This window comes from Leifsonia sp. SIMBA_070, assembly GCF_046534635.1.
Lineage (GTDB): Bacteria > Actinomycetota > Actinomycetes > Actinomycetales > Microbacteriaceae > Leifsonia.
In genome coordinates, this window is record NZ_JAWRYK010000001.1 from 458361 (window position 1) to 477843 (window position 19483).

Annotated in this window: 15 protein-coding genes; 4 read left to right on the forward strand and 11 right to left on the reverse strand. The window is 70.8% G+C overall.

Annotated elements, in window-relative coordinates:
• Positions 1 to 9: 9 nt before the first annotated feature.
• Entirely contained in the window at positions 10 to 723 is a 714-nt protein-coding gene (locus SB754_RS02090; protein WP_410780698.1) for a phosphatase PAP2 family protein, read from the forward strand.
• 1 nt (position 724) lies between these two features.
• Here SB754_RS02090 and SB754_RS02095 read toward each other — a convergent pair whose 3' ends face one another.
• From SB754_RS02095 to SB754_RS02115, 5 genes are all read right to left on the reverse strand, one after another.
• On the reverse strand, positions 725 to 1540 hold the full coding sequence (locus tag SB754_RS02095; RefSeq protein WP_410780699.1) for a helix-turn-helix domain-containing protein: 816 nt from the start codon (positions 1538 to 1540) through the stop codon (positions 725 to 727).
• A gap of 76 nt (positions 1541 to 1616) precedes the next feature.
• Positions 1617 to 2183, reverse strand: coding sequence for a hypothetical protein (locus tag SB754_RS02100; RefSeq protein WP_410780700.1), 567 nt, complete (start codon positions 2181 to 2183; stop codon positions 1617 to 1619).
• 269 nt (positions 2184 to 2452) lie between these two features.
• Entirely contained in the window at positions 2453 to 3715 is a 1263-nt protein-coding gene (locus SB754_RS02105) for an FAD-binding domain (protein ID WP_410780701.1), read from the reverse strand.
• Positions 3666 to 4040, reverse strand: a complete 375-nt coding sequence (locus SB754_RS02110) for a nuclear transport factor 2 family protein (RefSeq protein WP_410783244.1) — start codon at positions 4038 to 4040, stop codon at positions 3666 to 3668. Before SB754_RS02110 ends, SB754_RS02105 begins: the two co-directional genes overlap by 50 nt.
• Before the next feature lie 72 nt (positions 4041 to 4112).
• A complete protein-coding gene (locus SB754_RS02115) occupies positions 4113 to 5828 on the reverse strand; it encodes a chloride channel protein (RefSeq protein WP_410780702.1) in 1716 nt (571 codons plus the stop codon).
• Positions 5829 to 5949: 121 nt separating this feature from the next.
• Here SB754_RS02115 and SB754_RS02120 point away from each other — a divergent pair, with 121 nt between their 5' ends.
• Positions 5950 to 6420: a MarR family winged helix-turn-helix transcriptional regulator gene (locus tag SB754_RS02120; RefSeq protein WP_410780703.1), complete on the forward strand. Its 471-nt coding sequence runs from the start codon at positions 5950 to 5952 to the stop codon at positions 6418 to 6420.
• Positions 6421 to 6466: 46 nt separating this feature from the next.
• Here the strand turns inward: SB754_RS02120 and SB754_RS02125 are convergent, their stop codons facing one another.
• The 3 genes from SB754_RS02125 to SB754_RS02135 are packed head-to-tail and all read right to left on the reverse strand — an operon-like array spanning position 6467 to position 9563.
• Entirely contained in the window at positions 6467 to 7639 is a 1173-nt protein-coding gene (locus SB754_RS02125; protein WP_410780704.1) for a redoxin domain-containing protein, read from the reverse strand.
• On the reverse strand, positions 7636 to 8487 hold the full coding sequence (locus SB754_RS02130) for a cytochrome c biogenesis CcdA family protein (RefSeq protein ID WP_410780705.1): 852 nt from the start codon (positions 8485 to 8487) through the stop codon (positions 7636 to 7638). The genes SB754_RS02125 and SB754_RS02130 overlap by 4 nt, the downstream gene beginning before the upstream one ends.
• Positions 8484 to 9563 (reverse strand): cytochrome c oxidase assembly protein, encoded by a 1080-nt coding sequence (locus tag SB754_RS02135; protein WP_410780706.1) that lies wholly within the window; start codon positions 9561 to 9563, stop codon positions 8484 to 8486. Before SB754_RS02135 ends, SB754_RS02130 begins: the two co-directional genes overlap by 4 nt.
• Before the next feature lie 86 nt (positions 9564 to 9649).
• On the opposite strand from SB754_RS02135, the gene SB754_RS02140 reads away from it, so the two are divergent.
• Positions 9650 to 12658, forward strand: coding sequence for an FAD-binding and (Fe-S)-binding domain-containing protein (locus SB754_RS02140; protein ID WP_410780707.1), 3009 nt, complete (start codon positions 9650 to 9652; stop codon positions 12656 to 12658).
• Here SB754_RS02140 and SB754_RS02145 read toward each other — a convergent pair.
• Genes SB754_RS02145 through SB754_RS02155 form a run of 3 tightly spaced genes read right to left on the reverse strand, consistent with a single transcriptional unit; the run spans position 12627 to position 17349 of the window.
• On the reverse strand, positions 12627 to 14291 hold the full coding sequence (locus SB754_RS02145; RefSeq protein WP_410780708.1) for an acyltransferase: 1665 nt from the start codon (positions 14289 to 14291) through the stop codon (positions 12627 to 12629). The two genes, SB754_RS02140 and SB754_RS02145, sit on opposite strands and share 32 nt — an antisense overlap.
• Positions 14288 to 15412, reverse strand: coding sequence for a substrate-binding domain-containing protein (locus tag SB754_RS02150; protein ID WP_410780709.1), 1125 nt, complete (start codon positions 15410 to 15412; stop codon positions 14288 to 14290). The genes SB754_RS02145 and SB754_RS02150 overlap by 4 nt, the downstream gene beginning before the upstream one ends.
• Positions 15409 to 17349 (reverse strand): heparinase II/III family protein, encoded by a 1941-nt coding sequence (locus SB754_RS02155; protein WP_410780710.1) that lies wholly within the window; start codon positions 17347 to 17349, stop codon positions 15409 to 15411. The genes SB754_RS02150 and SB754_RS02155 overlap by 4 nt, the downstream gene beginning before the upstream one ends.
• Before the next feature lie 172 nt (positions 17350 to 17521).
• Between SB754_RS02155 and SB754_RS02160 the strand changes: the two genes are divergently transcribed.
• Positions 17522 to 19480: a DUF2264 domain-containing protein gene (locus SB754_RS02160; protein ID WP_410780711.1), complete on the forward strand. Its 1959-nt coding sequence runs from the start codon at positions 17522 to 17524 to the stop codon at positions 19478 to 19480.
• Positions 19481 to 19483: the final 3 nt, after the last annotated feature.

Here is a 19483-nt window from a genome sequence, read left to right on the forward strand (position 1 = left end):
GGTGACCGTATGAGCGAGCGCCAGGTCCCCGGTCCGAAGACGGATGCGGAGGGGCACGACCTCGCGGGAGCGGCGAAGGTCAGCCGGCGCTGGCCGGTCGTGTCGGCGTCCGTGGCGGTCGGGCTCGTCGTGATCCTCGGGGTCATCATCGCGTTGCGCCCCCGGCTTCCGTTCGAAGTCGACACCGAGTGGATGGGCGAGATCGTCGAGCACCGCTCGCCCCTCTGGCTCGGCCCGGCGCTGTTCTTCAACTACGCGGGAGGCGGCATCGTCGGGTCGGTCGTCGTGCCCGTCGTGATCTTCCTGCTGCTCCTGGCGTTCCGCAGACCGTGGGGCGCCCTGTTCTTCGCGATCGCGAGCGCGGCGTCGGTCCTGTGCGTCCAGCTCCTCAAGCTCACGGTCGGGAGGGCGCGCCCCAGCGAGATCCTGGTGCACGCCGACGCCGGTTCATTCCCGTCGGGGCATACGGCGAACGCGGCCACCATGGTCGTCGTCCTGGGCATCCTCTTCCCCCGGGTGTGGGTGTGGTGCCTCGGGGTAGCGTGGGCCATCCTCATGGCCGTGAGCCGCACCTACCTCGGCGCCCACTGGATCAGCGACACCATCGGCGGCCTGCTGCTCGGCGCGGGGGTCACGATCATCGTCTGGACTCCGCTGGCGCACCGGCTGGCCGTGGAGGCGACGAAACCCCATCCGTTCTTCCTGGCCCGTTCGCCGGCCTAGGTCAGACTCTCTCGGCCGCGGCGTAGGCGCCCGGAGTGGAGCCGACGACCGCCTTGAACTCGCGGCTGAAATGCGCCTGGTCGGCGTACCCGAGATCGGCCGCCAGGGCGGCCAGAGTCGGTGCGTCCGCCTCGCGGAGGGCGGCAGCGGCCTCTTGCAGCCGGTAGCGCTGGATGAGCCACTTGGGCCCGAACCCGATGTGCCCGACCACCAGGCGTTGCAGGTGGCGCACGCCCATCCCGAAGCGATCGGCCAGCTCCTCCACCCGCAGCAGGGTGCGGTCGGTCTCGACAGCTGCGACGATGCGGTCGACGAGCCGCGCGTCGTCGTCCGGCTCGGGGAGGGTGTCGAGCCAGGTCTCGAAAGCGTCGATGGCGCCCCGGGCATCGTCCGCGACCATCGCCTCCCTGACCGCGGCCGTCATCGTGCCGGTTCCCACCGCCGGGAGTCGATCGAGAGGCAGGACATCCGGCACGGTTCGGAGGGAAGCGCCGGCCCAGTCGCGGGCGGTGCCCGGGTGGAGCAGGACGCCGAAGGCCCATCCGGATCCTTCGAGCGTCCGGGAGCCGAGACCGCGGTGCGCCCGGAAGAGCGCTGCGGAGCCCGGCTCGATCACGAGATTCGCGGTCGGGTACTCGAGGACGTCCTGTCGCACGGCGACACCGTGAGGAAGCGACCAGCGGGGCATCCAGTAGTGACGGACGAACAGGGCCGCCCGCCCATCAGCGGCGTGGCGTTCGATGCCGACGGGGGAGGACATCCGGCTCGGTGTGAGCAGACCTTTGCTCCGCGGCTCGACCCCGGTGCGCACCGACATGACGCCATCCTGACACGAGAGGAGGCGGCCATGCGGCGGGCGGCCAGCGCCAGGCGCCGCCAGGCGGCCACCCGACTCAGCGCACGATACGGATGCGCTCGAACCAGTAGAGGAGCCGCGGCCAGGCGCGACGCAGCTGGTTCAGCGTCATCGGCTCCTCCGGCCGGGTCACCGGCACGTCGAGCTCTTCTGCCACATGCTCCATGTCGCCGGGGGACCAGAACTGCCCGCGCATCCGGATGAGCAGCCGTCCCTCCTTCGAGGCGACGAACAGCTGGGGGAGGACGTCGAGCGTGCTGCCCTCGTAGACCTGCACCACGATGACGGCGCCCGCCTCGCCGGGCGCGACGTGCGTGGTGCGGCCGAAGAAGCCGCGCTCCCGCACACCGTCAGGACCGAGGATGATCGTCGTGTTGAGGAACGACGCGACGCCGACGATCGTCGCCGCGATCACGACCAGGTGGGCGACGAGCACGAACGGCCATCCCGGACCCGGGATGGTCAGCCAGTAGAGGACGGCGAACACCGGCGTCGTGAGAGCGAGCACCGTGACGATGCCGCGGGTGAACAGGTGCCGGTGCGGGCGCAGCACGGTCTCGCGGGTCATGCCCGCGTCCCGGTCCACGTCGGTCTGCTCACTCACCTCACGAGCCTGACCGATCACGGGCCCCTCCGGTAGCGGCATTTTGGGGGACACCCGTACAGGGGTGCCCCGGCGCGAGCCTCAGCCGGCGGCCCTGGCGATCAGCGCGCGGATCCGCTCCTCGTCGTCGGTCGTCAGGTCGAGGATCGCGAAGGCGACCGGCCACATCGTCCCGTCGTCCAGCTGCGCGGGGTCGTTGAATCCGAGCGTCGAGTACCTGCGCTTCTCCGAAACTGCTCGACGCGTTCTGCGCCGATCGGAACATGCCGTCAGTGTGCCGAAGTCTGTTCCGGGAAAGGCGGGAGTTCGACGCGGTCGTGGAAGCTCCTGCCCATCGCGATGCCGGCAACTTTCGGAAGGCCCATCATTGTCAACGCGGTGTTCCTCGTGAGAAGCTGCAATCTGTTCTTCGGGGCGAACGCCAAGCCCAAGCCCCGTGCGGCGTCCTGCTTGGAGCGGATCAGCGGGGCCAACCGCTCGTGGTAGCGCGTGAACGCCTCCGTGTGGTCGTTGGTTCGCGCGAGTTCCGCCGCCAGCGTGTACGCCTCGACCATGGCGAGCGCCGTCCCCTGCCCCGCGAGGAATGACGGGCACGCGCCGGCGTCGCCGACCAGGGCGACGCGGCCGGTCGACCACGACTGCATCGTGATCTGGCTCACCGAGTCGAAGTAGAAGTTCTCGGCGCGGGACATGGCTGCGAGCATCTCGGGGACTTCCCATCCCGAGCCTTCCAGTTTCTCGCGCAACAGGCCCTCCTGTGCGGGGCGCTGGGCAGGCACCTCGCCGTCGTGACGCAGGCTGAACAGGAGCAGCGTGGCATCCTCGCGAAAGGAGAGGCGGACCGCCTGAAACCCGACTTCGGCGTACATCATCGCGACGAGTTCGTCGCGTTCCGGATACCGCTCCACCTCGAATGCGGCCACCACCATGCCGAGATACTTCTCGAACAGCTCATCCGGTCCGAACGTCAGCTCGCGCACCCGCGAATGCAGACCATCCGCGCCGATGACGAGATCGAAATCGCGGACGCTCCCCTTCTCGAACGTGACGTGGACCCGGTCGCCGTCGTCGGCGAGCTCCCGAACCGTATCGCCGAGCATGAGCTCCACAGCGCCGTCGATCGAGTCGTAGACGACCTGGGCGAGATCGGTTCGCGGAATGCTCAGATACCTGTCGTTCGATTCGATGACGGCTTCCGGGTTGAATGACGCGATCCTGCGTCCGTTCCGATCGATCGCCCTCGCCTCGGTGAACACGTACCCGCGTGTCCGGAGCTGGGGCACGATCCCCATCCGCTCCGCCACGTCGAAACCGGCTCCCCAGAAGTCGATCAGATATCCGCCGGTTCGCAGAGCCGGCGCGTGTTCGACGATGGTGACGTCGTGATGCAGCTTGTTCAGCCAGAATGCAAGCGTGGGGCCGGCGATTCCGGCTCCCACGATCAAGACCTTCACGTCAATCTCCTCTCTCCCGCTCCCATCGTCACGGGGTGAGCAGCGTCTGCTGATACAGCGCCAGCCGGGGCCGTCCATCCAGAACGGTGTAGACGCTCGCCATGTAGGCGACGAACGGCTGCGTCACGCCGGCGCGCGTTGCGCGGGCGCGGTAGACCAGCGCTGCCGAATCGGGTCCGATCGCAATCCGTCGGAAATCGGAGAGATCGTATGCGTCCCAGGGTGGGGAATCCTCGAGGCTGCGCGCAATGGTCGCACGATCCAGCACAGTGCCATCGACCAGGATCATCACGGCTTCGGACGTCATGAGGGCTTCGTAGAAGGCGCCGGCCGTGGACGAGCACAGCGCGTCCCACCCGGCCGTTTCGATCCGGATCAGTTCGTCGATGGACAACGTCTCCACACGAGGGCACAGTTCTCGTCCGCCCGGCGGCTCGGGCGGTCGAGGAGGCGTTCGGCGATGGATGGTCATGGCTCAGCGCGTTACGGCGCGCAGGACATCGGTGGTGTGCAGCCACCCGACCAGGCGGCCCTCACTGACGACGGGAAGGTCGTCGGTGGCTGCCGCATCCACGACGTCGTCCAGCACAGTCGAGAGGTGCTGGTCGGGAGCGAGGGCGGTGGCACGCACCGTGATGTGCTCCACCGTCGCACTCGCGCTTCCCTCGTCCGTCGCGAGTGCCTGCGCTGCGTCGGCTGCGGTGAGGATGCCGATGAGTTCTCCATCGGGACCGATCACCGGTGCAGAGCGGCGACGGGCGTCGGCCAGCGTGGCGAACGCCTCGCCGGCGGCCTGATCGGGGGCGAGGGTGGGAGGCGGGTCAGCCATCACATCCCCGACGCGCGTCGTGGCGAACCCCCGCCGTGCCGGGTCGTGGAGGTCGACCCCCCGGCGGGTCAGCTTCCGGGTGTAGATGGTGTCGCGGCTGAGCAGGCGCGACGTGCCGGTCGCGACGATGACCGCGAGCAGCAGGGGCAGGATGATGCTGTATTCGCCGGTGAGCTCGAAGAGGATGAGTCCGGCCGTGATCGGCGCCCGGGTCGCACCGGCGAACACGGCTGCCATGCCGACCAGGGCGAAAGCGCCGGACTGTCCTGCGAGATCCGGGACGGCCAGTCCGATCGCCTGACCGGCGGCGGCCCCGAATGCGGCGCCGACCACCAGGCTGGGGGCGAACACGCCCCCGGAGCCGCCGATGCCGATCGTCAGGCTGGTCGCAACGATCTTCGCGATCACCAGCAGCAGGAGGAAGCCGATGGCGTACTTCCCGGCGATGCTCGCCTCGAGAACCGGGTAGCCGACCCCGTACAGCTGGGGCAGGGCGAACAGCACGAGACCCACGAGCAGGCCGCCGACCGCCGGGCGTGCCCACTCCGGCCAGCGCCAGGCCCGATCGCAGAGGTCTTCGATGGCATAGAGGATCCTGCTGAACAGCACGCCGACCGCCCCCGCCGCCAAGCCCAGGGCCATGAACAGGAGGTACTCGGACGGTCGGGCGATCGAGAACGAAGGCAGGGTCAAGAAGGGGTGGTCGCCGAGGATGGACCGTGCGATAACGGAGGCGGTGATGGACGACAGCATCACGGCGGCGAAGGAACGGGTGGCGAAGTTGCGCAGGATCAGTTCCAGGGCGAAGAAGACGCCGGCGATGGGTGCGTTGAAGGTGGCGGCGATCCCGCCGGCTGCTCCGCAGGCGACGAGGGTGCGAAGCTGGTTCTCGGGCATCCGGGTGATGCGACCGAGCGTCGAACCGAGGGCGGAGCCGATCTGGACGATCGGCCCCTCCCGTCCCACCGATCCGCCCGAGCCGATCGTGATCGCCGATGCGAGCGCCTTCACCACGGCCACCCGGCCGGGGATGGGCCCGCCCTTCCTGGCGACCGCGTACATCACTTCCGGGACGCCGTGGCCTCGCGCTTCGCGCGCGAACCGGTGGACGAGGGGTCCGTAGATCAGCCCGCCGACGGCCGGGGCGAGAATGACGAACGCCCCGCCGAGCCAGGGGACCCAGGGGTTGGCTGGGTGGCCGGACGTTGCGGCGTAGTCGGGCGTGCCGGTGAACAGGAGGGTCGCCGTCTGCACGAGCCACCGGAACGCGACGGCTGCCAGCCCTGCCCCTGCGCCGACGACGACGGCGGCCGCCATCAGCGGCGCCGATCCGGCGGCCGCGCCCTGAAGCCATGAGCGCAATCTCGTGCCTGAGCCCGACAATGAGTTGACGAGTCGTTCCGCGACCGCGGTCACTGTTCCCCAATCGTGTATTGCTGCAACTGTTGCATGAATGCACAAAAAGCGTAACACTGGAGGCGCTATGGATAGTCACGGTTTTCCTCACGAGGCGACGGAGGCGACCCTGCGGGCGTCCCGTGCCCTTCTGGGGATCGTCGCCCGGTCGGTCGCCGACGCTCTCGAGAGCGTCACGCTTCCGCAGTTCCGGGTGCTCGTGGTCCTGGCCGGTTCCGGGGGGATGCGGATGGGGGCGTTGGCGGCACGGGTGGGGGCCGTGCCGTCAACGTTCAGCCGCACGATCGACCGGATGGTCGACGGCGGATGGGTCGAGCGACGAGAGAGCCCGGAGAGCCGGAGGGAGATCCTCGTGGAGCTCTCCGATCAGGGACGACAGCTCGTGGAGCTGGTGACCGACAGGCGCCGCCGTCAGGTGGCGGCGGTCCTCACCACTCTGACGCCGGCCGAGCAGGAACGGGTGATCGAGGGCTTGGAGCTGTTCTCGGGCGCGGCGGGCGAGCCGACGCCGGAGGACCTCCTGATCCTCGGCCTCTAGGTCCTGTGGTCGCGCATCTGGTGACCGGAACGGCTGGAGGGGTCGGTCACGTGCCGGGCAGGAGCGTGTCGAGCATGTATTCGAGTTGCTCTGCGGTGAAGGCGCCCGGGTGCCGGACGAGGACGCGGCCGGACGGGTCGAGGATGACGGTGTAGGGCAGGCCGGTGATGTGGAACCGGCCAGCGATGGCGCCGTCTGCGTCCGTCGCCAGCGGGAAGCGGACCCCGCTGCGCTCGGCCAACGCCCGGGCCGGGGCGACGGAGTCGGACACGTCGATGCCGAGCAGGTCGGCGCGTCCGGCGAACTCGGCGGCGGTCTTCTGCAGGGCGGGCAATTCCTCCGTACAGGCGGAGCAGGTGCTCGCCCAGAAGTTCAGCACGGTGTAGCGCCCGTCCTTCTGACCGGTGCCGTAGCGGCCGGCGCCGGTCAGAGCGGGGAGTGCGAACGGCTGCGGTGTCGCGCCGACTCCGGCATCAGTGTCCGAGAGGTCGGCGGGGGCGGAACCGCCGACCGTCGCGCGCTGGGCGGCGGGGAGCAGGTCGACGGCCTCCTGCGCCATCGTGTGGGCGAAGGCGGCGGTGCTGGCGGCGTCGGTGCCGAACTGGCCGAGCGCTCGTTCGGTGCCGGAGGGGTCGATGAAGAAGATCTCTGTGCCGTGCACGACGGAGCGGTCGGCGGCATCGAGCTGGATGGGCACTCCGTACGCCTGCGCCACGGCGGCCAGCTGGGCGGCCGGCGCCGTCCCGAAGTACCAGTTCGCGGCCGATCCCAGTCCATGCGCGGTCGTCCAGTCCGCGACGTCGCTCACAGCCGGATAGTACGGATTCGCATTGATGGAGACGAAGGCGACCCGTTTGCGGAGCGCGCCGAGGTCGCTGTCCGCCTTGGCCACATCCTGTGCGAGCAGGGTGCACAGGTCTTGGCACCGGTCGTCGTTGAAGCTCAGCACGACTGCGCGGCCGCGGAACTCGTCGGCCGTCATGGGCCGCCCATGCTGGTCGGTGAGGCTGTAGCCGGGTGCGACGGAGGCGGCGTGTCCGAGCGGGTCGAGCTGGAGGAGGTCCGCGGCGGCGGCGGAGATGCCGGGAGCCGTCGGCGCGGTGGCTGGAGTGGACGGCGGAGAGGGGATGGCCGCTGCTACGAGGACGCCGGTGAAGGCCGCCAGAACCGCGATGGCTGCGACGATCAGGGGCCAGGTTCGGGCGGGTCGACGGGTCACTGTTCCTCCGTGTCGTTGATGCGGTGCCTTCTGCGCGCCACGGCCACTCCCGCCAATCCCGTGAGAACGACCGCTGTGGCGATCGTCCCCAGCGCGAGCGGGTGGGCGGACACGGCCGACCCGAGCGAGCCGGCCGCTGCCTGGACGAGCGCGATGACGGACGGCTGAGCGGGTGGCGCGATGAGGACCCGGACGCCATAGCTGAGCAGGTAGATTCCGACGCAGGTCAGCACGATCGCCGCGATCCGGGGCATGTAGCGGGCGACGCGCCGGCCGCCGAGGCGGACCGCCTCCGCTCCGACGAGGGCGGCGACGATGCTGCAGGCCGAGACGAAGACGCCCATCCCGAGCGCGTAGGCGAGCGCTGCGGCCACGGGGGCCAGGGGGGTGCCGGAGGTCACGGACGGAGACGCGGCGGCGAGGAAGAGGGGGAGGGTGCAGCCGAGCGAGGTGACGGCGAAGGCTGCGCCGTAGCCCGCCATGGCAGGGACATCGCGTCCGGAGCGGAACGGCAGGGCGAAGGCGGGAAGTCGCAGGGAGCGCCCGGAGGCGCCGAACACGCCGACGACGAGCAGGATGAGCCCGAGCGCGGCGGTGAACGCCGGCGTCCAGGCCAGCCCGAGCGTGAGTCCTCCGGCGGTGGCGATGCCGACGACGGCGAACACCGACACGAATCCGGCGGTCATCGCCGCCGACGCGCGCAGGGCGCGGAGGATGCGGACGTGCCTGCGATCCTCGTCGGCGCCGAGGAAGACGCTCAGGTAGGCCGGAAGGAGCGGGAAGCCGCACGGGTTCAATGTCGCCGCAAGTCCGAGGGCGAAGGCGTAGACCAGCGCGGTGCCGGTCACAGCTCGTGCCTCCGGTCGTAGCCGGCGAGGCGCTGGAGGTACTCGTTGTACTGCAGACGCTCTGCCTCGGCCCGCGAGGCCGAGCGTTCGTTCCTGCGGGTCGTGCGCTCGTCCGACCGCTGCCACTGCAGAAAGAGGACGCCGAGCACGATCAGGGTGGGGAGCTCGGTGAACCCCCAGGCGATCCCGCCGCCCACCGCCTGATCCGCGAGCGGCGAGATGCCCCATCCGGGAACCGGCGCGCGGTAGAAGCCGACGACGAGGCTGACCGACATCATCAGCATCACGCCGAAGAATGCGTGGAACGGCGTGGTGGCGCCGAGCTCCAGGATCCGCACCGTCGGGGCGGCGTACCGGCGGAGCCCGCGCGACGTCTGGCGCGGAGACGGGTCGATCCCGAGCACGCACCAGAAGTACAGGAACCCGATGGCGAGGAAGTGCAGCAGCATCAGGTTGTGCCCCCACATGGTGCTCATCAGGGCGTCGAAGACCGGAGTGAAGTAGAGGCCGTAGAGGCTCACCAGGAAGAACGACAGCGACGTGACCGGGTGCGCGAAGAAGCGCGCCACCCGACTGTGGAGGACGGCGAGCAGTCCCCGGCGCACGGACCGCACGCCGGGCGGCCGCGCGGGCAGCGCGCGCAGGGCAAGCGTGACCGGCGCTCCGAGGACGAGGAAGATCGGCGCGAACATCGACAGCACCATGTGCTGAACCATGTGGGCGCTGAAGAGCTCCATCCCGTAGCCGTCGATACCCGTCGCTGTCATCGCCAGCACGATCACCACCCCCGCGCTCCAGCACAGGGTCCGGTGAACCGGCCAGGAGTCCCCCCGGATCCGCAAGCGTACGACGGCGACGAGGTAGGCGGCGAGCAGCACGAGCATCAGTGCCGGGATGATCGGCACGGGCTGGGGGTGGAAGGCGGCCATCCGGGCCGGCGTCGGGGGGCTGGTCGGCATCCACATGAGCCCGGTCATCCGCGGTGGCGCAGGCGCGGGCGAGCCGGGCGGCGCCGAGGCCACGAGGAGGATTCCGAGCGATGTCATGAACGCTGCTGCCAGTTCCGAGTGGTGCATGAATACAACTGTTGCAAGACTACACGGATCGTCGAGAACTCGTATGTCCGCTTGACTCACGACGGCAGTGGCGTACGGATGCATTCATGTCGATCACCTCCGGAGGCGTCGACCTCCACGCCTTGACGGCCGCACTGGCTTCCCGGGTCGACGGCGAGGTGCGATTCGACGACGGATCGCGCGGCGCCTACTCGACCGATTCCTCCAACTACCGGCAGATACCGATCGGGGTGGTCGTCCCGCGGACCGTGGAGGCGGCGGTCGAGACCGTCATCGTGTGCCACGAGCTCGGCGTTCCGCTGCTCAGCCGCGGCGGAGGGACGAGCCTGGCGGGCGAATGCACGAACAACGCCGTGGTCATCGACTGGAGCAAGTACTGCAATCGGCTGGTCTCGGTCGACCCCGAAGCGCGCCGCGCCGTCGTCGAGCCCGGTATCGCCCTCGACGATCTGAACGCCGAGCTGGCCGAGCACCGTCTGATGGTCGGACCGAAGCCCGCGACCCACTCGCACTGCACCATCGGCGGGATGATCGGCAACAACTCCTGCGGCTCGACCGCCCAGGCCTACGGGAAGATGGTGGACAGCGTCCGCCGACTGGAGGTGCTCACCTACGACGGTCTGCGCCTGTGGGTCGGCCCGACGTCGGAGGAGGAGTTCGAACGGCTCAGGGCCGAAGGCGGCCGGCGCGCCGAGCTCTACGAGGGAATGCGCGCCCTCGCGGACGAGTACGGCGACGACATCCGCGCCCGGTTCCCGGACATCCCTCGACGGGTCTCGGGCTACAACCTCGACTCGCTCCTGCCGGAGGCGGAGTTCGACGTCGCCCGGGCGCTGGTCGGCTCGGAGTCGACCCTCGTCACGGTCCTGCAGGCCGAGCTCGATCTCGTGCCCGTCCCGCCGGAGAAGACCCTGCTGGTGCTGGGGTTCCCCTCGATCGACCAGGCGGCCGACGCGGCGCCGGCCATCGCGCCGTACGAGCCGACGATGATCGAGGGCCTCGACGACGTGCTGGTGGGCAACCAGAAGATCAAGCGCGAGAACGCCGATGCGCTGAACCTGCTGCCGGAGGGGCGCGGCTGGCTGGTGGTGGAGCTCCCCGGGCAGACCCCGGACGAGGTGCGGGACAAAGCGAGGCGCCTGCGCGCCGCCCTGGAGAAGCGGGACCCGGCCCCGACGGTGCGCGAGTTCGACGACCCCGCGCATCAGCGCCAGATCGTGGAGGTCCGGGAGGCCGGTCTCGGTGCGTCCGCTTGGATCCCGGGCCGCCCGGACACGTGGCCGGGCTGGGAGGACGCCGCGGTGCCGCCGGACAGGCTGGGTGACTACCTGCGCGACTTCGGCGGGCTGCTGCGCGAATTCGACTATGACGACGTGTCTCTGTATGGACATTTCGGGCACGGCTGCGTGCACTGCCGCATCCCCTTCGATCTCACCACCGAGCACGGCATCGCGCAGTACCGCGCATTCATCGGGCGGGCCGCTCACCTGGTGGCCGACTACGGCGGTTCGTTCTCGGGCGAGCACGGAGACGGGCAAGCCCGGGGCGAGTTGCTGCCGATCATGTTCGGCGAGCGCCTGATCGAGGCGTTCGAGCGGTTCAAGGCGCTCTTCGACCCGGACGACCGGATGAACCCCGGCAAGGTCGTCAAGCCGTACCGGGCGACGGAGAACCTGCGGCTCGGCACGGAGTACCGGCCGAAAGTGGACGTTCAGCTGCACTTCTCATACCCGCACGACGAGGGCCGGTTCGACCGGGCGGCCCTCCGCTGCGTGGGCGTCGGCAACTGCCGGAGCCACTCCGGCACCGTGATGTGCCCGTCGTTCCGGGCGACGAACGAGGAGGAGCATTCGACGCGCGGGCGCTCCCGGCTGCTGTTCGAGATGCTCAGCGGGGACTACCGGCCGGGACCGGTCGAGGACGGCTGGCGCTCCACCGAGGTGCTCGACGCGCTCGACCTGTGCCTGGCGTGCAAGGGCTGCCGCTCCGACTGCCCGGTGGAGGTGGACATGGCCACGTACAAGGCGGAGTTCCTCTCGCACCACTACGAGGGCCGGCTGCGTCCGGCCGCCCACTACACGATGGGCTGGCTGCCGCTGCTCGCGCGTCTCGTCCGGGTCGCCCCGGGCCTGGTCAACCGGGCGGCGCGGCTGCCCGGGCTCTCTCGTCTGGGCAAGCGCCTCGGCGGCATCTCTCCCGATCGGCCCGCCCCGCGGTTCGCGCCCGAGCGGTTCACCGACTGGTTCGCGAAGCGGCCGCCCGCGCCTCCCGCCCCGCTGGGCGACGTGATGATCTGGCCGGACACCTTCACCGACAACTTCCACCCGTCGATCGGGCGGGCCGCGGTGACGGTGCTCGAGGACGCGGGCTACCGCGTCGTCCTCCCGCCCGGTCATCTGTGCTGCGGCCTGACCTGGATCTCCACCGGGCAGCTGGGAGTAGCAGAACGGATGCTGGCGCATACCGCGGAGCACCTGGCCGCCGCCCTCGGCGACGACGTGCCGCTGGTCGGCCTGGAGCCCAGCTGTCTCGCGGTGTTCCGCTCGGACGCGCCGGAACTCCTGCCAGAGAACCCGGACATCGCCCTGGTCGCTTCGCGCGCGACCTCCTTCGCGGAGCTGCTCGAGCGCACCCCCGACTGGTCGGTTCCCCATGTGGGCGGCAGCGCCGTCGTGCAACCGCACTGCCACCAGCACGCCATCGGCGGGTTCGCCCCCGACCAGCGCATCCTCGACGCCGCGGGCATCGAGACGACGACGGTGGAGGGGTGCTGCGGCCTGGCCGGCAACTTCGGGTTCGAGGACGGCCACCTCGACGTGTCCGTCGCCGCGGCCGAGCATGCCCTGCTCCCGGCGATCCGGGACGCCGGGCCGGGCAGTCGCGTGATCGCCGACGGGTTCAGCTGCCGGACGCAGACCGAGCAACTGTCCGACGCCTCCCGGCCGCTGCATCTGGCCGAGGTGCTCGCCATGGCGCTGCGCTCTCGCCGCGGTGAGCCCAGTGGCGTGGACCGCCCGGGACGCGAAGCCGAGCGCATCCCGGCCGACGCCGTGGAACGCGCCCTCAGCTCTCCCCGGGTGCGCGAACGGTCATGAGGTGCGGGCCCGCCGTCGTCGCCGTGGGCTCCGGTCGGTGCACACCCCGTGGGCGGTAGCCGAGCGCATCCGCTGCGCCCACGATGTCGGCGAGGTACCAGATCGTCGCAAGCCACATCTCCGTGCCCTGGAGGCCGGGAAGGGTTCCGGCGCGGAAGCCGAAGCCCTCGCCGTCGACCCATCGCTCGAGCGCGGCGTCGAGCAGCCGACGGGCCGTCTGGTCGACCTCGACCCTGCGATAGCCCGAACCGCGGGTCAGCCAGAGCGGGTGCGCGACGTCCAGGATGTTGCAGGCGTCGTGGCGATCCTCGGCGAAGGAGCGGACATCCTGCACGTGCGCGAGAACGGTGTCGACCGCCCGCTCGGGGTAGGGCAGGGGAACGCCGAACTGCGCGAACGTCCCCCGTGTCGCGCGGTAGAACCCGTTGACGAGCTGGAGACGGCTGCCGTCGGTGGCGACGCGCCCCCACATCCCCGTCGCCGGATCGGCGTGGGTGACGAGCCAGCCGAAGAGGGCCTCGCGCAGACCGGAGGGCAGGGTGTCGCCGCGGTGGTCGCTCCACAGCACCGCGGTGCCGAGTGCGTCGACCCACGCGCCGGCGTTCCACGCCTGCGCCTCCCAGGGGAGCGCGTCGCAGAACGAGGCGAGGTCCGCCGCGGAGGATGAGGTGACGAGCGTGAGCGGGTGCGGGAAGACCGAACCGAGCAGGTCGAGGGCGTAGCCGACCGACAGCACGTGGTACGCCGAGTCGCCGTCGAGTTCGGCTGGACCGGCGGGCGAACCGTCGGGGAGCAGGGAGGGGACCAGGCCGGTCGCGGGGTCCTGCCATCCGCGGAGCCGCGCCGCCTGCTCGTCGCCGGCAAGCTGCGGAGGAGCGCTTCCGATCAGGAGGTCGGCGATCTCGATCGCGTCGGCCTGTGCACGCACGGACGGGGTGGTGCCGGGCCGGTCGACGAAGAGCCGACGATCGGCATCCCAGGAACGTTCGAGGATGGCGTGGCCCTGCCCACGGGCCCGATCGGCGAATGCGGCCAGACGCGAGGGCAGATCACCGGGCTCCGGAGCGGCATCCGCCGGGGCGATGCGCCACCGGATGCGGCGCGCGGGATTCCCGCCGACGACCGCGCCGGCGGGGACGTCTTTCGTCACCACCGCGCCGGCCGCGAGCACTGAGCGGTCTCCGACGGTGACGCCGTCCAGTATCACGACGTGCGAGCCGATCCAGACGTCGTCGCCGACACGAACGCCCGCGGAGGTCAGCGGCTGCCGGAACACGGGGAGGTCCGGATCGCTCATCGTGTGATTGAAACCGAGGATCGACGTGTGAGCGCCGATGCGGACCCCGTCACCGAGTTCGACCCGTCCCCGGACGACGGTGTACGGGTTGATGCTGCAGTCGGCACCCGCGCGGAGCGACCCGGTGAGGTAGGCGCCGGCCGCGATGTACGTCCGATCGCCGAGCCGGAGCTCGTCGTTGTCGACGGCGGCGAGCTCGGAGACGAAGCATCCGTCGCCGATGTCGTGGTGGGGCCGCCTGCCCAGCTCCTGCAACGCCTCCCGCTGGCGCTGCTGCCGGGATTCGTCGGCCTCCGCCCAGAACCGCCACGGCGAGTAGTCGAGCGGGCTGCTCATGCTCCGCGCTCCGGAGCCGGAGCGGTGGACGCCCGGACGTTGAGTGCGGGGTTCACCGTCACCCGGTGGACGGGACGCGACGGGTCCTCCAGCCGCCGGAGGAGCAGGTCGACCGCAGCAGCGCCGAGCGCCTCCCGGGGCGGCCGCACGGCGGTCAGCGCGGGAGAGAACATGGCCGCGACCTCGTCGTCGTACGCGATGATCGACAGGTCTTCCGGCACGCGAATGCCGCGGGCGAGCGCCAGATCGGCGAACGCCATCGCCTCCGCGTCGGGATGCACGAGCAGCGCCGTCGTCCCCCGCTCCACCGCGGTGTCGAGAGCCGCGTCGACCGCGGCCGAGAACTCCGGGCTGGTGCGGTCGGGCAGGAACGACTCGAAATGCTCGGTCGGAGTGAGGTCCAGCTCCCGGCACGCTGCATCCCAGCCCTGCGAGATCTTCCGCGAGGTGGGAGAGTCGCGCGAGATCACCAGCCCGACCGTCCGGTGGCCGAGGCTCGCCAGGTGCCGCGCGGCGAGCACGGCGCCCAGCGCATGGTCGGAGGTCACGGACTCCACCGGTTCATTGCCGGGCAGCACGATGGCCTCCCGTTCCACGAGCACGCTCGGCACGCCGCACTCGGCGAGCCACTGGATGACATCCTGGGCGTGCGGGGTGTCGGTGTTCGGCGCGACGATCAGGCCGTCGACGCCCTCGGCGTTGACGAACCGCTCCAGCACGGGCCGCTCGTCCTGCAGCGAGTACGACGCGGCGCGGACGAGCACCCGAACGCCGCGACGGCGCGCCTCCTGCTCCATGCCGCGCGTAACGCCCGGCCAGTAGTAGTTCAGGGACGGAACGAGTACGGCGATCGTGCGGGGGGCGCCGGACTCCTCCGGCGACGACGGTGCCACCTCGTCGTCCTCGTCCGCGATCACGACGGGCGGCACCGCACCGCCATGGATGCGGACGAGCAGGCCCTCGTCCTCCATCTGGGCGAGGTCGCGGCGCAGCGTGACCGGTGAGACCCCGAGTTCGTCGATGAGTTGCGAAATGCGCACGACCCCGTCGCGCGAGAGCGACGCCAGGACGTGCGAGCGCCGGGCCGGCGCGAGCAGGGAGTAGTTGGCCTTGTCGTTCATCGGGGTTCCTCTGTGGTCGATACGAACAGTTCTACCGTGACCGAGAGCGCGCGGCGGTCTGTGACGACGAGCTCGAGACGGGTGAGTCGTGAGCCCCAGACGGAGGTGAGGAGCGGGTCGTCGAGTTCGAGCGCTGTGGTGCGCGCCTCGACCTCCGACGGCCACTTCACCACGACGGGGCGGGCGCCGTCGAGGGGCGTGATGCGGGCGCCGCCGTGGGAGAGCCGGACGTCGCCGGCGAGGAGCATCCGGACGGTCGTCTCCGGCTCCGGGTCGCCGGCGGCCCACGGGTCGAGATCCCAGGTGTCGTCGACGCGTACGCGCGGGACGCGTCCGCGGTCCAGCGCCACCCGACGGCGCCAACTGCGCAGGCCGGGCAGGTCGTACGCGCCGGCGAGGTCGAGGGCGAGCCCGCCGTCCTCAGGGCGGACCTCGCGCGCCGCGAACTCTTCACCGGCGGACTGAGCGACACCGCGCACCTCCGGCACAGAGTGCCACGAGCTCTGCATCGTCCAGATGCCGTAGCGGTCCGGACCGAAGGTCTGCGCCGTGTAGGTCGGCCGACCGGCGTCGACCACCACCGGCACTCCGTCGACCGCCACGATGAACGAGCCGACGTCGTTGTGGTTGTGGGACTCGCCGTTGTGGCCGCCCTTGGCCGCCAGTGCCAGGCCGCGAGAAGTGCCCGTGGCCTCCCTCGCGATGGCGAGTTGGACAGAGGGAAGCCAGACATCCCGGGGCAGCGGCGGCTCCGTGGTGGTCGCCGCCACCCACTGCTCGTCGCTGATGGCCCGCAGGAGCCGCCCGAGGCCCTGCTCTTCGGTCGCGGACGGCGTGCCGTGTACCCGGTGGGAGGCCGCGAACGCCTCAGCGTCGCTGTCGCCGAATCGCCGCGCCGCACGATGGAGGGCCGACCAGGGCAGTCCGGTGGGCGGCTTCGCCCGGCCGTCTGCGACGTTGACGAACCACTCGCCGCCGAGCTGCATCGAGTGCGGGTAGGCGACGGTGGCGCGAAGCGACGGGATGCCTGCGGCGTACGCATCCACCGTGCTTTCCGTCGCGGAGGCGAGGAGGTCCAGCGCCTCGAGTGCGCGGAGCGCCCCCTCCCACCAGTAGCCGTACCCTTCGTCGATCGCGCCGTCGTCGGGCAGTACGGCGAGGAAGCGGTCGAGATCCGCCACGGCGGTGGCGACCACGCGTCCGCGCAGCTCGGCTTCGCCTGGCCCGTCGAGCAGCCGAAGCGCAGCAGCCAGCACGTTGGCGTGGATCCAGGCGTTCCAGTTGATCGGGGGGCGCTCGTGGCCGATCCACCACCAGTCACGACGGTTCAGGAACGGCTCGAAGACGCGACGGGATGCCTCGAAACGGATGCGCGAGCGCAGGCCCGGGTATCGCTCGTCCAGGGCGTCCCCGAGAACGTGGTCCGCCCAGGCCAGCTGGGCCACCGCCTCCCCGGCCCCCAGATCGAGGAAGGGGTCGTCGGCCACCGCGACGATCGAGCCGTGCCGGGCGAACGCGTCGTCGTGCGCGGGCCAGCACCACGAGCTCTGCTCGCACAGCAGCGTGATCCCGTCGGCGACATCGTCGATCCGCGCGTCGTCGAGCGTCACCGCGGCCGCGACGACGGCGCGGCTGAGCCGCCGCTGCCGGGCGAAGGCCGCGTCCTCCCAGGCCGAGCGGTCGCCATCGCGGTGATACCTCGCGGCGTCGCTCGCCAGCGGCTGCGGCCAGGGGGTGCCGTGCTCCTCCGCCGCTGCGGCGAGGATGGGATCGACCGTCGCAAGGTCGGCGGCGATCGCTGCCCAGGCGGCCCGATCGGTCGCGGACGGAACCGGCAGAGCGCGATCGGCGGAAACCAGGAGGCCTGTGGGATTGAGCTGTCCGAAGGCATCGTGGAGGGGACCGTGAACTGTGGCGGATGCGGCGGCCGCGGTCATCCGGTGCTCCTCTCCGAGCGGTAGGCGGCAGCATCGCTTCCCGGTGCGCCCATGATCGAAAATGATCGTATCACGATCAAGTAACGTGTTGTGGTGATCGTTTTCGTTTGCTAATCTCCCAAAGTGATCACGATGATCGTGGTCCTGCCTCAGCCCATTCGAAGGAGAATTCGTGAGCACGCCGCTGGTCGACACCCGGTCGGACTGGACCCGGGACCAGTGGACGGCGCACGCGGATCGACTTCTCGCCGGAGCCCGCCGCTGGGCATCGCCCGGCAACGGACGGATCACGCCTCCCGGCGCTGAAGGCGGCTACGGCCGCGCCGTCGATGGGCTCGAGGGGTTCGCGCGCACCTTCCTCCTCGCCGGCTTCCGCATCGCGGGGGAGCGGGGGCAGGGTGTGGACGCGCTCATCGACTTCTACGCGAAGGGCATCGCGACCGGAGTGGACCCGGACGCCGCCGACCGCTGGGTCCGCCCGGAGGAGCACGCGCAGGCCAAGGTGGAGGCGGCCTCCCTCGCCCTCATCCTCGACATGACCCGTCCCTGGCTCTGGGAGCGGCTCGACGAGCAGACGCAGCAGCGCGTCATCGACTACTTCTCGGCGATCGTCGGCGACACCACGTACCCGCGCAACAACTGGCTCTGGTTCCGGATCGTCGTGGAGACCTTCCTCCGCTCGGTCGGCGGGCCGTGGTCGGCGCGGGACATCGCCGACGATCTCGGCCGGCACGACTCGTACGTGCGGGCCGACGGCTGGATCGCGGACGGCGTCGAGCGCTCCTTCGACCACTACACCGGCTGGGCTCTGCACCTGTACCCGATCCTCTGGTCGCGGATGCAGGGCGCCGCCGACCTCTCCGGCGGTCGCACCGCACAGGATGTGGCCGCGCTCGATCGCTACCTGGTGGACGCCGTGGCCCTCGTCGGCGCAGACGGGTCGCCGCTCATCCAGGGCCGCAGCCTCATCTACCGCTTCGCCGCCGCCGCGCCCTTCTGGGCCGGCGTGCTCGCCGACGTCCCGTCGTCGTCGATGGGCCGGCTCCGGCACGCGGCGAACCTCGCGGTGACCCACTTCGCGGAGGCCGGCGCGCCCGACGAGCAGGATCTGCTGACGATGGGATGGCACGGCGACTGGCGCCGGCTCGCCCAGTCCTACTCGGGCCCGGCATCCCCGTACTGGGCGACGAAAGGGATGCTCGGCATCTCCCTCCCCGCCGACCACCCTGTGTGGACCGCTCCGTCCGAGCCGCTTCCCGTCGAGGAGGGCGACGACCTGCGCGTGATCCGTGCCGCCGGCTGGCTCGTCTCCGGCACGCAGGCCGACGGGATCGTGCGCGTCGTGAACCATGGCACCGACCACTCGACGCCCGGCTCGTCGGTCGGCGACTCGCCGATCTACACGCGGCTCGGGTACAGCACGGCGACCGCACCGCTGCACGACGGCCGCGCCTGGCGCGAACCGCTCGAGCAGTCCGTCGCTCTCGTGGACGACCGCGGCCGCGCCTCCCATCGCGCGGGCATGGAGTTCCTCGAAGCGCGACTCGACGGCGACGTCGCGGTCGGCGCCTCCCTCGCCCACGCCCACTGGATCGATCCGGCCGAGTCCCAGATCCGGCACGGATCCGGCATCACCGGCGCCGCAACCTCGGCCGGGCGCATCCTCACGGTCTCGCTGGTCCGCGGCCCGTGGGAGGTGCGGCTCGTCCACCTCGACCACGCCGATGGCAGCGCGAGAACCCTCCGTATCGGCGGATGGCCCCTCGCCGCCGACACCGCCGTCGCGGCCTCCGTCAGTGGCTCCCTCGCCCGCGTCACCCTCCCCCAGGGCGATGGCGAGCTCGAGAGCAGCGTGCGGCTCCTCGCCGGATCGGGATCCGCCGCGATCGTCGAGCGGAACGATGCCAGCCCGCTCGGCTCCACCGCGGCCGTCCCGGTCATCGAACGGGATGCTGCAGCACCCGATGAGTGGACCGCCGTCCTCGTGACCCTCGACGCCGCGCAGTCCGGCGAGCCCGGGCGCGCCGCGCTCGCTCTCGACGACGACCGGCTCGCCGTCACCTGGCCCGACGGTGCGACCACCGCCCACGACCTCACCACCTTCCGATCCGCGACCCCGACGGCTCGGTAGCCC

Bases quoted from the DNA above. Each gene is read 5' to 3' on its own strand.
- SB754_RS02145 (WP_410780708.1), bottom strand. From the start codon at position 14,291: ATGAGCAGCCCGCTCGACTACTCGCCGTGGCGGTTCTGGGCGGAGGCC.
- SB754_RS02120 (WP_410780703.1), top strand. From the start codon at position 5,950: ATGGATAGTCACGGTTTTCCTCACGAGGCGACGGAGGCGACCCTGCGG.
- SB754_RS02095 (WP_410780699.1), bottom strand. From the start codon at position 1,540: ATGTCGGTGCGCACCGGGGTCGAGCCGCGGAGCAAAGGTCTGCTCACA.
- SB754_RS02090 (WP_410780698.1), top strand. From the start codon at position 10: ATGAGCGAGCGCCAGGTCCCCGGTCCGAAGACGGATGCGGAGGGGCAC.
- SB754_RS02140 (WP_410780707.1), top strand. From the start codon at position 9,650: ATGTCGATCACCTCCGGAGGCGTCGACCTCCACGCCTTGACGGCCGCA.
- SB754_RS02155 (WP_410780710.1), bottom strand. From the start codon at position 17,349: ATGACCGCGGCCGCCGCATCCGCCACAGTTCACGGTCCCCTCCACGAT.
- SB754_RS02150 (WP_410780709.1), bottom strand. From the start codon at position 15,412: ATGAACGACAAGGCCAACTACTCCCTGCTCGCGCCGGCCCGGCGCTCG.
- SB754_RS02105 (WP_410780701.1), bottom strand. From the start codon at position 3,715: ATGGACGGCCCCGGCTGGCGCTGTATCAGCAGACGCTGCTCACCCCGT.
- SB754_RS02135 (WP_410780706.1), bottom strand. From the start codon at position 9,563: ATGCACCACTCGGAACTGGCAGCAGCGTTCATGACATCGCTCGGAATC.